A 14371-nucleotide genomic window follows, 5' to 3' on the forward strand; every position below is an offset into this window, starting at 1 on the left:
CTATGGAGTGTTTAGAAATGGACATAAAGATGGTTTGGATTCCTTGCGTGGGTAAAAACGCTTATTTATTATCTATAATAGATGTGCATACACGTAGGATATTAAAAGACTATTTTTCTTTTTCTATTAAACAGGATAAGGTGATAGCGTTTTTGTCCGAGTTATTTTTAGAGTATCAATATCCTGATAATGTTGTGATTAGAAGTGACAATGGTAGTCAGTTTATAGCAAATAGTGTTCGTGAATATCTTGGACTTATAGGGGTTCAACAGGAGTTTACACACGTAGCCACACCAGAAGAAAATGCCCATGTTGAAGCCTATCATGGAATACTGAAAAAAGAAGTTTTTAAAAGAGTAGACTATAGAACTTTTGGACAAATTGAACAAATTCTAAAAAGGTATGTGATTTTCTATAACAATGATAGGCTTCATGGACTATTGGGACGTATTACGCCAATGGAGAAATGGAACAAAGACAAACACTTAATTTTAATCAATAAATTAAGCGCATAATTAATAATCGAAATTTAAAAGATCACTCTTGTTTTACAGGGGTCAAAACAAGCAACACAGCTCTGTTAACTTAATATATCCTTCTTTTTCAAGAGAATTTAATTTGGGTAATTTATTAATAATTTCATTTAGGGGCTTTTGATTCGAGATTTTAATAGGTTTGGTTGTTGTGTTTTTAAGGAACCATTTTTTACCAGTAATAACATCTTTATTGATAGTCCATAAGGTTAGTGGTGTAGCTCCCAAAAAAAGCCAAATTTTAAATTCGAAATTTAAAAAAAGATAAATAAAAGAAATTACCAGAATACATAAAACTAGATGAAATATGTTGCTTTTTTTCATAATACTGGATTCTAATCTTTATATGAATTCGATATTCTGTATAATGATATTTATCTACTTGACAGATTAGTTGTTTTATTTACTACAATAAGTCCCTATAGAATCGCTATTTATGTCTTTTATTATTAATAATTTATCAGTTATTCGTTGTTTAGTTTTTACAAAAATAGCTATGGGGTTCTTATTAGAATAGATAGTGTCATTTTTAAGCGTAAGAGATGAATCAAATTTGATACCATCTCCAATATGAAATCCATCTCTATATTTCCAAGCAGTATTTTCAATTGAATTACAAGAGCTGAGTGTAGCTAAACAATATATTAACAAAATAATATTTATGAAGAGTATTTTAACAGTCATTGTTCTTGTAGTTTTTTGTTTCAAACTTGTCTTCATATTCTTTAATTTTTTCGTCTGTAATCTCAACCTTTTGTAATTCTATTTTCAGCTGTTTTTTTTTGAATCTGGGCTTATCCAAATTCCATCAAGGCTATTAATGATTTTTCTTATCATTTTGATTATGCTTAAATATAGTTAATGATTTGTAATCAAGAAGATAAAGAGAGCTTAATGGGTAACTCTAGTAGCTGTAAATGTTTTGAATAAAAAACTTTTGTATGCTCTGATGTAGCATACATTTATATTATCACTGTTAATCCATACTTTTACATCATAAGCTTTACCACTATCTGCATTGTATATAGTACCATCAGATAAAACACCATGATCATACTGTAATTGATCCAGAATGATCATGCCTAATAAAGGCCTTTTTTGAAGTTCTTTGATAGGATTTTTGTTATCTAAACCGTTGATATTGCTTAGTGGGTTATCTGCTCGTTTATTAATTTTACCAAAAAAAGTATCTCCTTCCTTGTAGATTTCAATAATGGAACCTCCTTCAATTTTCCATTTCCCGATGTAAGTCTCAGGACTTACAGTAGAAGAAGATATAATAAAACAGGAAATTACTAAGGTTATAATAAATTTCATTGGCGTAAACATACTGATTAAATTAGGATCAAAAAAAACACTGATCAATTTTTTTTAACTCACTTTATTTATATTGGGGTTAAAACATAAAAAAACCATGAAAATTATTCTAGATTAATTTTCATGGTTTTTGTAAGAATAATACTCTTTTTTATTTAAGACTACCAACCATATCTTCTGGTTTTACCCATTCGTCAAATTCTTGTTCTGTAACATATCCTAATGCAACAGCTTCATGTTTGAGAGTGGTTCCGTTTTGATGTGCAGTATTAGCAATTTCTGCCGCTTTATAATACCCTATTTTTGTGTTTAGAGCAGTAACTAGCATCAACGAGTTATTTAGTAACTCAGTAATTCTTTTTTGATTAGGCTCAATTCCTTGTGCGCAATGTTCATCAAAAGAACCACAAGCATCACCAATCAATTGTGCACTTTGAAGTAAATTGGAAGCCATTACAGGTTTGAATACATTTAATTCAAAATGTCCTTGCATTCCACCTACATTAATCGCTACATCATTACCTAGTATTTGTGCACATACCATAGTCAATGCTTCGCATTGGGTAGGGTTTACTTTACCTGGCATGATTGAACTACCTGGTTCATTTGCAGGAATAATTAATTCACCAATTCCACTTCTTGGTCCAGAAGCCAGCATACGGATATCGTTTCCTATTTTGTTTAAAGCAACGGCTATTTGTTTTAGAGCGCCATGGCTTTCTACAAAAGCATCATGTGCAGCAAGAGCTTCAAATTTATTTTCGGCAGTGATAAAAGGCAAGCTAGTAAACTGAGCGATAAACTCTGATACACGCTTAGCATATCCTTTTGGAGTATTAAGCCCTGTTCCTACAGCAGTTCCACCTAGTGCTAGTTCTGCCATATGTGGTAACGTATTTTCTAAGGCTTTAATCCCATGATCTAATTGAGATACGTATCCTGATAATTCTTGACCGATAGTGAGAGGGGTAGCATCCATAAAATGGGTACGCCCAATTTTTACAACATTTTTAAACTCTTCAGATTTTTTCTTTAGGGTGTCTCGTAGTTGAGTAATCCCAGGAATAGTAACTTCTACTATTTTTTTATAAGCTGCAATATGCATTCCAGTAGGGAATGTATCATTAGAAGATTGAGATTTATTTACATCATCATTTGGTTGTAATGTTTTATCACCTTCTCCAATTGTTTTACCAGCTAATTGATGTGCTCTATTGGCAATTACCTCATTCACATTCATATTACTTTGTGTACCAGACCCTGTTTGCCATACTACCAAAGGAAATTGATCATCATGTTTTCCTTCTAGTATTTCATCACATACCTGTGCAATAAGATCTCTTTTCTCAATAGGTAATGCTCCTAATTCACAATTTGTATATGCTGCTGCTTTTTTTAGATAAGCAAAACCGTATACGATTTCTAATGGCATAGATGCTGCTGCCCCAATTTTAAAATTATTTCTAGAGCGTTCTGTTTGAGCTCCCCAAAGCTTATCAGCAGGTACTTTTACCTCGCCCATCGTATCTTTCTCTATTCTATATTCCATTTGGTAAGATGATTTGTTTTTTAAGAGTGCAAATTTAAAACATTTACTGCACTATTTCTGAATAAAGACGCGACTTTTTGTCTATATAAATCACTAGAGTAAGAGTTTTAAAAATAAATGATATTTCTACTATGACATATACATAAGAGTTGTTATCTTTGTCGAAATTTGAAAATTAGAATATCGTTATGTTTGAATTCGATCAGTATCTTGGTTTTTTAGCATTCTTAACAATCCTTACCATTGGATTTTGGTTAATGATTTTTTTGTTAACTTTTGTAATTCCTTATTGGATTATAGGAGCTAATCTTGAAAATTTTAAATTGAGAAGAGAAGCAAAACGCAAAGAAAAAGAATTGGCATAACGCCTAGATATAAAACAAAAAAAGGAAGTCATTTGACTTCCTTTTTTTGTTTTATAAATTTCTTTTCTATCCTTCAAATTCATTATTTCCATTAAACTCTCTTTGAGAACGTTGCCTTTTCTTTTTCTGATTAAACCTATACGTAAATGACAGGTTAAAATTACGTTCTCTCCACTGAAATTCATTTTCTGAAATAAAAGTAGGAGTAGTAGAAGTGCTCATTCGTTTTCTAGAGTTAAATACATCACTGATATTAAATGTAAGTGATGCTTTTTCTTTGAAAAAATCCTTGCTAAAAGCCAGATTTGTGCTAAAAACAGCTTTGCTTTCATTTTGAGCAGTTTTATTAGGACCTACATACATCATATTGGTCTGCCAATTTATTTTGGCGGGTAGTGTTATCTTATTACTTAATCGGGCAAACCAACTAAAGTTCTCTGCATCGAGATTCTCTCCGTTATGTTCTCCTTGTACACTGTTATGAAAAGCATTGAAATTACCATTGATTCTCCATTTTCTATTTGGATTATAGGTCAATGTAAATTCAAAACCATATCGATCAGAACTACTTAAATTGATAGGGTTTCTTTTGATAACAGGGACTTCTGTTCCAGGATTGTTCTCATCTGCTCCTATGATTGCGGTTTCTCCTGTATCCTCAGCAACAAAAGTGAATACTTGAGTAGCATGATTATAATAAATAGAAGTATTCAAAGTTACTTTTCCTATTTTATTAAGGTAGCCTAAATCAAAGGCGTTAGAATAACTAGGGTCGAGATCAGAGTTTCCTTGAAACAAGTTGGTGACGCTAGATCTTGATGGAAAAGGGTTGATAAATCTAGATCTTGGTCTGCGTAATCTGCGATTATAACCAAAAGTGATACTTTGTTTTTGTGAAATCTCATATCCTAAATTGATTGTAGGAAATAGGTCGGTATAGTTTTTTTTATTCAGATCATTACTTGTTTTTTGATCGATTGTGATTTGGGTATTTTCCATTCTAAGCCCTAAGAGATATGAAAATTGCCCCCATTTACTTCCCCATTGGGAATACATAGCATTTATATGTTCTTTATAAGCTAGTGCATTTGACAAATCAGTATTTGTAGTTATAATGTTGTTGTCTTCTAGTTGCACGAGGTAATCAGTATCTATTTTATTAAAATTACCTCTATATCCTAGTTCAAATTGACTGTCTTTTCCGATAGGAAGTGTATAATCTGCTTGTAGAAGAATACGATTTTGTTCTTCTAGGGTATTAACAATTTCAATGGCGGTTATATTTTCTTGTGTAATTCTGGATCGCTCATCTTCATTTGTGTTTTCTATCTGAAAATCAAATGTCAGTTTTTGTCCACTATCATCAAAATCTTTTGTGTAGTTAAGTACGTATTGTTTGGTAATGTCATCCTCAATTTCAGGATCAAAACGAGCGTTCCTACTTAGAATTTCTCCATTCATATCTAATTCTGTAATACTATTGCTAGTATTACTAGTATTATCGCCTAAATTGTATAGGAAAGATGTTGTGATAGAAGAAGTCTCATTAATGTACCATTCTACTCCTATATTAGAGTTTATACTTTTCCTGATTCTATCAAATTCTCTTTCTTCGTTGATAAACGTATCAGGATTATCTATTCCGTTTGAGTCAATGTTTAGGTAACGTGTTTGAGATAATGAGTTCCCTGGCACTTCTCTATAATTATATCCAGAAGTAGTAAAGAAGTTGAAATCTCCTGTTCGGTAATTGAGGTTACCAGAAACACCAGCTGCCCAAGGATAACCGCTATTTACAGTAATTGCTCCGTTCATACCTCGTAGTTTGCTTCGTCTTAAGATGATATTTAATATCCCAGCTGTTCCTTCTGCATCGTATCGCGCAGAAGGAGAGGTGATTACTTCTACTCTTTCTATAGATTCTGCGGGTAATTGTCTTAAAGCATCTGTACTATTTAAGCCAACAAGGCCAGACGGTTTACCATTGATCAAGATTCGTACATTGTCATTACCTCTCAACGCTACATTACCTTCTACATCTACAGAAACAGAAGGAACATTGTCTAATGCATCACTAATAGTACCACCGCTTACAGTAAGGTCTTTTCCTACATTGTAAATCTTTTTGTCTAATTTGATTTCTACAGTTGTTTTTTCTGCAATAACAACAACATCATCTAGAGTTTCTGTATCTAATCCTAGTTTGATGGTTCCGAGATTTGTGTTTTTAAATAATTTTTGTTTTTGAATAGTTTTTGTTTTGAAAGAAATAAATTCGATACTTACATCATAAACCCCTGCGTTGACCTCTATGGAAAATTTACCATTTTTATCAGTAATTCCTCCTGTAATAATTTTTTGTAATCTAGGGCTGTAGAATGCTATGGTCGCATATTCTAAAGGCGTGTTTGTGTCCTGATCTAGTACCAAACCAGATACTTGTATAGGTTTGTTTGGAAAGCCTCTGTCTTGAGAAAAGACAATAAATGTAGATGTAAGAAATAAGAAAAATAAAAGTTTATTCATGTTTTAGTCATTGAATTAGCGCTAAAAATATCGAAGCAGATACTAGAAAGCGGTTAATGATGTGTTAAATGTAACTAAGCTACAATAGTATAAATTCTATTGCAGCTTAGTTAGTAATATTTTACTAAGACAAGAAAAAACCAAAAAGGTTTAATCAGAAAAGAAATATTTTCTGGAAAAGAAGAAATTCTATAAAATATCCAAAACTTTTTCAGGAGGTCTTCCTATAACAGCTTTATTGCCTTTTACAACAATTGGTCGCTCAATAAGTTTTGAGTTGTTGCTGAGTATAGCAATCAACTCAGTATCCGTAAAGTCTTTGCCTTTATAGTTTTCTTTCCAGATAGCTTCATTTTTTCTTACCAACTCTATAGGAGATATTCCTAAAAGTTTGATAATCTCAGTCAATTCTTCTATAGAAGGAGGGGTTTGAAGATAATTAACAATGTTGATTTCTTCTTTTTGTTCCTGAACTATAGCAAGGCATCCTCTTGACTTACTGCATCTTGAATTATGATAAATTGTGATCATATCTATTATATGTTTTTAATCGTCATTTTTTTGTCCCATCATCATAAGAAATGCTTTTAGGAACTGGTCTATATTTCCATCCATTACCGCATCTACATTTCCTGTTTCTTCTGCGGTTCTTACATCTTTTACTAATTTGTAAGGGTGCATTACATAGTTACGTATTTGTGAGCCCCATTCGATCTTCATTTTAGAAGCTTCAATTTCATCTCGTTGCGCACGTTGTTTTTGAAGTTCAATCTCGAATAATTGTGATTTAAGCATTTGTAATGCTTTTAATCTGTTTTCTTGTTGAGATCGAGTGTCTGAGCATGAAATCTGTATACCTGTAGGAAAGTGTGTAAGTTGCACTTTGGTCTCTACTTTATTTACATTTTGCCCTCCAGCTCCACTAGATCTAGAAGTAATAATTTCATAATCAGCAGGGTTGATATCTATCTCAATGCTATCATCTGCAAGGGGATATACGTATATAGAAGCAAATGAGGTGTGTCGTTTGGCATTACTATCAAATGGCGAAATACGAACTAGTCTATGTACTCCATTCTCTCCTTTTAGCCAACCAAAGGCGTATTCTCCTTCTATTTCAAGAGTTACCGTTTTTATACCAGCAATATCACCGCCTTGGTAGTTTAGTTCTCTTATTTTGTATCCTTGTTTCTCTGCCCACATTAAGTACATACGCATGAGCATATTTGCCCAATCACAGCTTTCTGTACCACCAGCACCTGCCGTAATTTGTAAAACGGCACTCATACTATCACCTTCATCACTAAGCATGTTTTTAAACTCTAAACCTTCAATAGATGATTTAGTTTCTTCATAGCGTTCGGTAACTTCAGCTTCTGTAGTATCTCCTTCTTTATAAAATTCATAAAGAACTTCAAGGTCATCTACTAGGGTAACGCCTTTCTCGTAGTCAGAAACCCATTTTTTTTCAGCATTTAGGGTACGCATTAACTTTTCGGCTTCTTGAGCGTTATCCCAAAAATTCGGAGCGTATGTTTTTTCTTCCTGATTTGTTATCTCTATAAGCTTGGCATCAATGTCAAAGATACCTCCTTAACGCAACCAGGCGCTCTCTAAGATCTTGTAAAGTCTCAGTATTAATCATAATTTATTTAAATTTTGACAAAAATAAGATTTAACAATTCAGTAAGAAGTAATTTTTACATTATTTTATAGATTTAGGGATTTTATAAACTCTTCTGTATAAATCACTCACACTATGCGACTATATTTTTTATGCTTATTCTTTGCGATGGGCCATATTTCTTTTGCTCAATTTTTAGAAAAACAAAAAGAACTTACTTCTTTTGATGGTTATTTTAAATTTCATTACAATCAGTCTAAAGATGAAATCTATTTAGAAGTAGATAAGCTAGATACCGAGTTTTTGTATGTACATTCATTGGCTACAGGAGTAGGATCAAATGATATAGGGTTGGATCGTGGGCAGATAGGAGATGGGGTTGTGGTAAAATTTGAAAAGGCGGGAAATAAACTATTATTGATTCAACTTAATCAACGATACCGAGCAGTAACCGATAATAGGCTAGAAAAAAGGAGTGTAGCACAAGCCTTCGCAAAATCCGTTTTATATGGGTTTCCAATCCTAGAACAGAAAAAAGGCGTCTATGTTATCAATCTAACTCCTTTTCTTTTACAAGACACTCATGGCATAATTGATAAGTTAAAACAACAGAAAGAAGGAAATTATACTCTAGATAAAACAAAAAGTAGTTTGAGTTTAGAAAGAACAAAAGCGTTTCCAAAAAATGTAGAGTTTGAGTCTTTGATTACTTATAAAGGGGGTGTTACTGGCAAAAATATAGCATCAGTAGTACCCAATGCAAGGCTAATTACTGTTATTCAGCATCATTCATTTGTAGAATTACCTGATGATGGGTATAAAAAGCGAGTTTTTGACCCTAGAAGCGGTGCACTATCTATTTCTTACTTAGATTATGCAACTCCCGTACAAGAAGCCATAAAGAAACGTTACATCATAAGGCATCGATTAGAAAAAAAGAATCCAGAGCAAGAAATTAGTGAGGCAAAAGAACCTATTATATATTATTTAGACCCAGGTACTCCCGAGCCGATTCGATCTGCATTATTAGATGGAGCAAAGTGGTGGAATCAAGCGTATGAAGCTATTGGGTTTAAAGATGCTTTTCAGGTCAAGATGTTACCAGAAGATGCAGATCCTATGGATTTAAGGTATAATGTAATACAGTGGGTGCATCGCTCTACAAGAGGATGGAGTTATGGGGCGAGTGTTATAGATCCTAGAACGGGAGAAATTCTTAAAGGGCATGTGAGTTTAGGAAGTCTGAGAATACGACAGGATTTTTTGATAGCGCAAGCTTTGTTGAATCAGCCTTATGCAATAAGTGATGACAACTATCAACCTATGTTGGATATGGCTTTGGCTCGTATTCGTCAATTATCTGCTCATGAGATAGGACATACAATTGGATTTGCACATAATTTTGCGGCAAGTACTCATGGTAGAGCTTCTGTAATGGATTATCCGCATCCTACAATAACACTTACAGATGGTAAGATAGATTTATCTAATGCGTATGATACCAAAATAGGCGAGTGGGATAAGGTAACGGTAGCGTATAGTTACTCTGAATTTGCAAAAGAAGCCAATGAAAAAAAAGAACTTACTTCAATTCTTGATAAAGCATATCAATCAGGACTTCGTTTTATTTCTGATAGTGATGCACGACCTCTGGGAGGAGCGCATGAATTAGCACACCTATGGGATAATGGTAGAAGTGCTACAGAAGAATTAGAAGCTATGTTAAAGATAAGAAAGATCGCGATTCGTAATTTTTCTGTTGATAATATAAAAAGTAATGAACCTTATTCTGTTTTAGAAGATGTTTTTGTTCCATTGTATTTTTTTCATAGATATCAGACAGAAGCTACCTCAAAACTTATAGGAGGCTTGAATTATAATTATGCAGTAAAAGGAGATAAGCAAACTGTTGTAGAGGTGGTGGATTCCAAAAAACAAAGAAATGCACTAGAAAAGGTATTAGAAACATTGTCTCCTGAGATTTTAGCAATCCCAAAAGATAAATTAAAACTATTCCCTCCCAGAGCATATGGATATCAAAGAACAAGAGAATCTTTTAATGGGAAAACAGGAGTTGGTTTTGATGCTTTAAGTGCCGCTTCAACAGCGAGTGATATGAGTTTAGCATTATTACTACACCCAGAAAGAGCGTCTAGATTAGTGCAACAAAATAGCCTGGATAAAAATCAATTGGGGCTCTCAGAAATGTTAGATCAATTGATTACATCTGTTTTTGAGATTGATGTAGAAAACAGATATCATAGTGAGATTCAACATATGGTAAAAAGTAACTTACTAAAACATATGATGAACCTGTGTATTACCAAAAAGGCATATTCGCAAGTGAATGCTATTGCTTATGCCAAAATAAATAAGCTGATACCAATACTGAAAAGTAAAACATCAAACCCTATTGATGCTATGTATAATAAATATTACCTAGATCAGATTCATCGGTTTATAGAAAGACCAGAAAAGTTTGAAGTACTTCCTTCTCCAAAAATCCCTGATGGCTCCCCCATAGGAAGTTTAAGTTGTGGACTTTTTTGATAGATTAAATAAAAAACGTGCTAAACTCTAATAGATATATTAAAGGTTGTAACTAATAAATAAAAAAACTAAAATGAACATACCTATTTTATTAATATTATTCCGATTATTATTAGCGCCTATAATTTTGGGATTAGCTTATTTTATTGGAGAAAACTCTAAAATAATGATAGTAATTTTAATGTATTTAGGATTAATATCTGATATATTAGACGGAATAATTGCAAGAAAACAAAATTTATCTTCACCCAAATTAAGACGAATGGATAGTCAAACTGATATGATATTTTGGCTATCTATTGGATTCTCGACTTGGATTTTATACCCAAAACTAATTTCCGATAACTCTACAGTTATTTGGACGATTCTTGGAATGGAAATAGCTTGTTATGTTATAAGTTTAATTAAATTCAAAAAAGAAACTTGTACGCATGCGTTTCTTTCTAAACTTTGGGGAATTACTTTATTAGTTGCTATTACATCACTGATTGGATTTAATCACGCTGGAATTCCATTTGCATTGGCTATAATTATGGGATTAATATCTCATATTGATAGAATTTTAATTACTCTGATATTGCCTAAGTGGACACACGATATTCCAAGTGCTTATCATGCATATTTGATTAGAAAAGGAATTGAATTTAAACGGAATGAATATTTGAATGGATAAATAACTTTTGCTAACATGAGTAATCGTTGTACAAACCCATGATTTTAAAGAAAACGACTCACTTTTCATTTCTCTACAAATACCTTCTTTATTTCTTATGATATCAAATCAATATTTTGAAAGAGCTTATTTGGAAGTTTAAGAACTTGCAAAAATAAAAATACAAGATGTTTTTATGAATCCAATACTTAATTATGAAGAAAGCTATGCCTTAGATATTTCTCCAAAGGTTTCTCTTTTGGCTGCTTCAGGCAATGATAAAAAACTTAAATTCATTGATACTAATTTTAATCAAGAACTTAAGCAATTAAATATCGGATCTAAAGGTAGAGTACTACATTTTTCTTCTTGCGGAAAAATGATTGTTTCAGGCAATGTAACTTTAGTTTTATGGGGTTTAAATTCTTTTAAATATTTATTTTCTTTAAAGGGGCATAAACATATGGTAAATAGAGTACGGTTTTCTCCAAAAACACTGATAACTTACTAATCGAGAACTTAGTCTGTGGTTTTTTTTAATAGATTGATTACATTTACAGTTGGGAATCATTGAGAAAAGATAATAGGATATATATACTACAAATATCTAAGAAGAAATGTTACTTCTTTGATGTTTGAATATCAAGATAATAAGAGAGAGAAATGATAGATTCCTAGAATTCAAATTGAGTAGGATACTTAAAAATAAAATAGTAATTGAATAACACGAAATGAAAATAATATTTGGGGAGTACATATCAACAGACAGAAAAGCGGCAAAAAAATGTCGTTATTTACCTCCTGCCATTCCACAAGGAAGCTGTTCTTACTATGAATCGAGATTTACAAATTTTATGGAAAGACATCCTGATTGTCGGCACAAACCACCTGTTTACTATTATGGACCGTTAGCAGAAATGGGTAAATTAAATGAAAAGGAGAAACTTTATATTAAACTCACTACTATTCCTACTCATTTAGCCTTCAAAGGACAAACTGATGGGCAAAGAGCTGTTAAAGAGGCGGAGGCTGAAAGAATGAGTGAGGATATGAAATCCCCTTATAAATATGAACGAGAAGGAAAAAAACTTGTTCCTCGACCAGAAGAAAGTTATGGTTATAAATATTGTATGCTTTTTACGAGTGAGTTAATGCCTAAATTATCAGTTGAAGGAAAAAAATGGTTAAAACAAGCCAAATTAGATTTACAAAAATTGATGGAAAAAGGTGTTGTGGATAAAAATTATGTTTCTGAACTGAATAAAAGTTATAATACTACAAATAATTTTATTAAAAAAGGACAAACAGAAGTGCAAACAAGTAAGATAATTGAAAAATTTTACACTAATATAGAACTCAATAATATTCGTTTTCAAAGTTTTGCATTCGCGACACATCCAGACGCGTATAACCCGACAGTCATGAGTAAGTTACCAGCTCAAGATCTTATACGAATTATGTTAACTCCAGATTTTAAAGAATGGTTAGGGGCAGAAACATGGGATCAAGCATGGATTATGGCTAAAAATATGGATTACGGAACAATCACAGAATCGACATGGGAAAAACTAAAAAAAGATACTAATGAAATAATTGAAAAAGGAGCTAATGAATTAAAAAAATATTGGAATGAAATTTTTTAAACTAATTGGAGTATTTATAGTTATTAATACGGTATCCTGTCAAAGTAAAATAAAGCAAAGTATGAATTGGGAAATAATAGATTTCAGTAAGATACCTGGAGAAACATTTAGAGATGATTTTTTTGAACCAATAACTAAATATGATTTTAATCAAATACTTCCTCTTAATGAAAATCATGTTATTTTATTAGGTGATAACAGTGGTGATAGAAATGAAGATTATTTATCAAAAGAAAGTGAAGCAATTGTTTTTATTTCTACTGATGGAGGTAAAAATTTAGAAAAACATATTTTAGGAAAAGGCTCGTTAACAGAAGCAATTTATATTGAAAATACTCTTTTCTTAGTAAATGAAACCTCCAAAGACGGAAAATTTTCTAGTCAATTAATTAAATCAGATACTTCATTTAAAAAGAAAGAGGTTATAAATGAATTTAAAACAGAAAAATTAACAGGTATTCGCTTTTTCTCTTCTAATATTGGAGTAGCCAGTTTTTTTCATAGAGATTCCATTAATCAAGAATTAATAGTTGAAGACAAATATACACTTGATGGAGGAAAAAAATGGACAAAGATCATTAATAGTAACGAAAATGGATTTACGTTTTCTCGATTTACCTCATCTGAAGAAATTGAATATATAGAGTCTAATAAACTTATTAAATTTAATTTTATTACTGGAGACAAAGATACAATGATAGAAGAGATTGCTCCTCAAGGTTATAAATGCATGGGGTACTATAAAGACTTAAAAACTACCGAATATTATACATTTATTGAAAATATAAATGATAAAACAGATTGGTCTATAAAATATTTTGATACGCAAGAAGTGATTCAAATACCTAAAGAAATTGATAATATAGAAGTTTATGGTAATTATTTACAGGCAATGGTTAAAGATGGTGCCTATTATAATTACGTTTGGAGTGAAAATAAAGGCAAAACATGGCATACAGAAAAATTAAGAGATTTTTTTGTAACTCATAGACCTATCGAGTATTATGGTAAGGGCTATGTTTATGCTTTCGTAACTTGTTTTAAAGGAAAAAAATCTGAAAAAGGTGGGCGATTTGCAATAAGAAAACCTGCGTATAATAACTAAGTAAGATATCGTAGGCTAACACTATATGCGTAGTTGACTGATTCCCGTTACTTGTTTTTAATAATCAATAATATCTTTTTTTAGTATTTAGGGAGTAATATCTTGTATGCACATAGTGTCATATCCTTATTATTTTCATTTATGAGTTGGTAGAAAGACCAGTAGCACTATATCCTAGTGTAAACCCTTTCCCAAACCCTATGTTTTGACCCCTATAAAACAAGAGTAATCTTTTAAATTTGGATTATTAATTATGCTACTCTATTTTTCATTAAAATTAAGTGTTTGTCTTTGTTCCATTTTTCCATAGGAGTTATTCTTCCCAATAGTCCATGATGCCTTACGTTGTTATAGAAAACCACATATCTTTTTAGTATTTGTTGAATCTCTCCAAATGTTCTATACTCAAATCGTTGAAAGACTTCTTTTTTAAGTATTCCATGATAAGCTTCTACATGTGCATTTTCCTCTGGTGTAGCAACATGAGTAAACTCTTGACTTAAAAAA

Annotated in this window: 14 protein-coding genes; 7 read left to right on the forward strand and 7 right to left on the reverse strand. The window is 31.9% G+C overall.

Going from position 1 to position 14371, the window contains the following annotated elements:
- A partial coding sequence (locus CVD18_RS18110) for a DDE-type integrase/transposase/recombinase (protein ID WP_146052839.1) occupies positions 1–515 on the forward strand: 515 nt, incomplete at its 5' end.
- A gap of 417 nt (positions 516–932) precedes the next feature.
- On the opposite strand, the gene CVD18_RS18120 is transcribed toward CVD18_RS18110, so the two are convergent.
- From CVD18_RS18120 to fumC, 3 genes are all read right to left on the reverse strand, one after another.
- Entirely contained in the window at positions 933–1253 is a 321-nt protein-coding gene (locus CVD18_RS18120) for a hypothetical protein (protein WP_103866890.1), read from the reverse strand.
- A 171-nt stretch (positions 1254–1424) separates the two neighbouring features.
- Positions 1425–1850, reverse strand: coding sequence for a DUF2147 domain-containing protein (locus tag CVD18_RS18125; RefSeq protein ID WP_158250496.1), 426 nt, complete (start codon positions 1848–1850; stop codon positions 1425–1427).
- Positions 1851–2001: 151 nt separating this feature from the next.
- Entirely contained in the window at positions 2002–3399 is a 1398-nt protein-coding gene (fumC, locus tag CVD18_RS18130) for a class II fumarate hydratase (RefSeq protein WP_103866894.1), read from the reverse strand.
- A gap of 188 nt (positions 3400–3587) precedes the next feature.
- Here fumC and CVD18_RS23005 point away from each other — a divergent pair, with 188 nt between their 5' ends.
- On the forward strand, positions 3588–3764 hold the full coding sequence (locus CVD18_RS23005) for a hypothetical protein (protein ID WP_199185108.1): 177 nt from the start codon (positions 3588–3590) through the stop codon (positions 3762–3764).
- Between the two features lie 66 nt (positions 3765–3830).
- Here CVD18_RS23005 and CVD18_RS18135 read toward each other — a convergent pair whose 3' ends face one another.
- The 3 genes from CVD18_RS18135 to prfB all read right to left on the reverse strand — a co-directional run bounded on the left by CVD18_RS18135 (position 3831) and on the right by prfB (position 7935).
- Positions 3831–6290, reverse strand: a complete 2460-nt coding sequence (locus tag CVD18_RS18135; protein ID WP_103866895.1) for a TonB-dependent receptor domain-containing protein — start codon at positions 6288–6290, stop codon at positions 3831–3833.
- A gap of 189 nt (positions 6291–6479) precedes the next feature.
- On the reverse strand, positions 6480–6821 hold the full coding sequence (gene arsC / locus CVD18_RS18140) for an arsenate reductase (glutaredoxin) (RefSeq protein WP_103866896.1): 342 nt from the start codon (positions 6819–6821) through the stop codon (positions 6480–6482).
- Between the two features lie 15 nt (positions 6822–6836).
- A protein-coding gene (prfB, locus tag CVD18_RS18145; protein ID WP_146052841.1) for a peptide chain release factor 2 occupies positions 6837–7935 on the reverse strand; the annotation gives its coding sequence in 2 pieces (ribosomal slippage) (positions 6837–7871 and positions 7873–7935; 1098 coding nt in all).
- 114 nt (positions 7936–8049) lie between these two features.
- Between prfB and CVD18_RS18150 the strand changes: the two genes are divergently transcribed.
- The 5 genes from CVD18_RS18150 (at position 8050) to CVD18_RS18170 (ending at position 13864) form a co-directional block, all read left to right on the forward strand.
- A complete protein-coding gene (locus tag CVD18_RS18150; protein WP_103866898.1) occupies positions 8050–10464 on the forward strand; it encodes a zinc-dependent metalloprotease in 2415 nt (804 codons plus the stop codon).
- A gap of 73 nt (positions 10465–10537) precedes the next feature.
- Positions 10538–11137: a CDP-alcohol phosphatidyltransferase family protein gene (locus CVD18_RS18155; protein ID WP_103866899.1), complete on the forward strand. Its 600-nt coding sequence runs from the start codon at positions 10538–10540 to the stop codon at positions 11135–11137.
- A gap of 175 nt (positions 11138–11312) precedes the next feature.
- Positions 11313–11627 carry a WD40 repeat domain-containing protein gene (locus tag CVD18_RS18160; protein WP_103866901.1) on the forward strand — a complete coding sequence of 105 codons (315 nt, stop codon included), beginning with the start codon at positions 11313–11315 and terminating at the stop codon, positions 11625–11627.
- Positions 11628–11847: 220 nt separating this feature from the next.
- On the forward strand, positions 11848–12759 hold the full coding sequence (locus CVD18_RS18165) for a hypothetical protein (protein WP_103866903.1): 912 nt from the start codon (positions 11848–11850) through the stop codon (positions 12757–12759).
- Entirely contained in the window at positions 12746–13864 is a 1119-nt protein-coding gene (locus CVD18_RS18170) for a hypothetical protein (RefSeq protein WP_103866905.1), read from the forward strand. Before CVD18_RS18165 ends, CVD18_RS18170 begins: the two co-directional genes overlap by 14 nt.
- Before the next feature lie 251 nt (positions 13865–14115).
- Here the strand turns inward: CVD18_RS18170 and CVD18_RS18175 are convergent.
- The coding region (locus CVD18_RS18175) for an integrase core domain-containing protein (protein ID WP_146052842.1) at positions 14116–14371 on the reverse strand (256 nt) is incomplete at its 5' end.

The sequence above is a fragment of the Aquimarina sp. I32.4 genome, assembly GCF_002924285.1.
Taxonomy (GTDB): domain Bacteria; phylum Bacteroidota; class Bacteroidia; order Flavobacteriales; family Flavobacteriaceae; genus Aquimarina.

What these genes read in the sequence shown, in the direction of transcription:
- CVD18_RS18120 (WP_103866890.1), bottom strand. Translation starts at nt 1,253, where the DNA reads ATGAAGACAAGTTTGAAACAAAAAACTACAAGAACAATGACTGTTAAA.
- CVD18_RS18125 (WP_158250496.1), bottom strand. Translation starts at nt 1,850, where the DNA reads ATGAAATTTATTATAACCTTAGTAATTTCCTGTTTTATTATATCTTCT.
- fumC (WP_103866894.1), bottom strand. Translation starts at nt 3,399, where the DNA reads ATGGAATATAGAATAGAGAAAGATACGATGGGCGAGGTAAAAGTACCT.
- CVD18_RS23005 (WP_199185108.1), top strand. Translation starts at nt 3,588, where the DNA reads ATGTTTGAATTCGATCAGTATCTTGGTTTTTTAGCATTCTTAACAATC.
- CVD18_RS18135 (WP_103866895.1), bottom strand. Translation starts at nt 6,290, where the DNA reads ATGAATAAACTTTTATTTTTCTTATTTCTTACATCTACATTTATTGTC.
- arsC (WP_103866896.1), bottom strand. Translation starts at nt 6,821, where the DNA reads ATGATCACAATTTATCATAATTCAAGATGCAGTAAGTCAAGAGGATGC.
- CVD18_RS18150 (WP_103866898.1), top strand. Translation starts at nt 8,050, where the DNA reads ATGCGACTATATTTTTTATGCTTATTCTTTGCGATGGGCCATATTTCT.
- CVD18_RS18155 (WP_103866899.1), top strand. Translation starts at nt 10,538, where the DNA reads ATGAACATACCTATTTTATTAATATTATTCCGATTATTATTAGCGCCT.
- CVD18_RS18160 (WP_103866901.1), top strand. Translation starts at nt 11,313, where the DNA reads ATGAATCCAATACTTAATTATGAAGAAAGCTATGCCTTAGATATTTCT.
- CVD18_RS18165 (WP_103866903.1), top strand. Translation starts at nt 11,848, where the DNA reads ATGAAAATAATATTTGGGGAGTACATATCAACAGACAGAAAAGCGGCA.
- CVD18_RS18170 (WP_103866905.1), top strand. Translation starts at nt 12,746, where the DNA reads ATGAAATTTTTTAAACTAATTGGAGTATTTATAGTTATTAATACGGTA.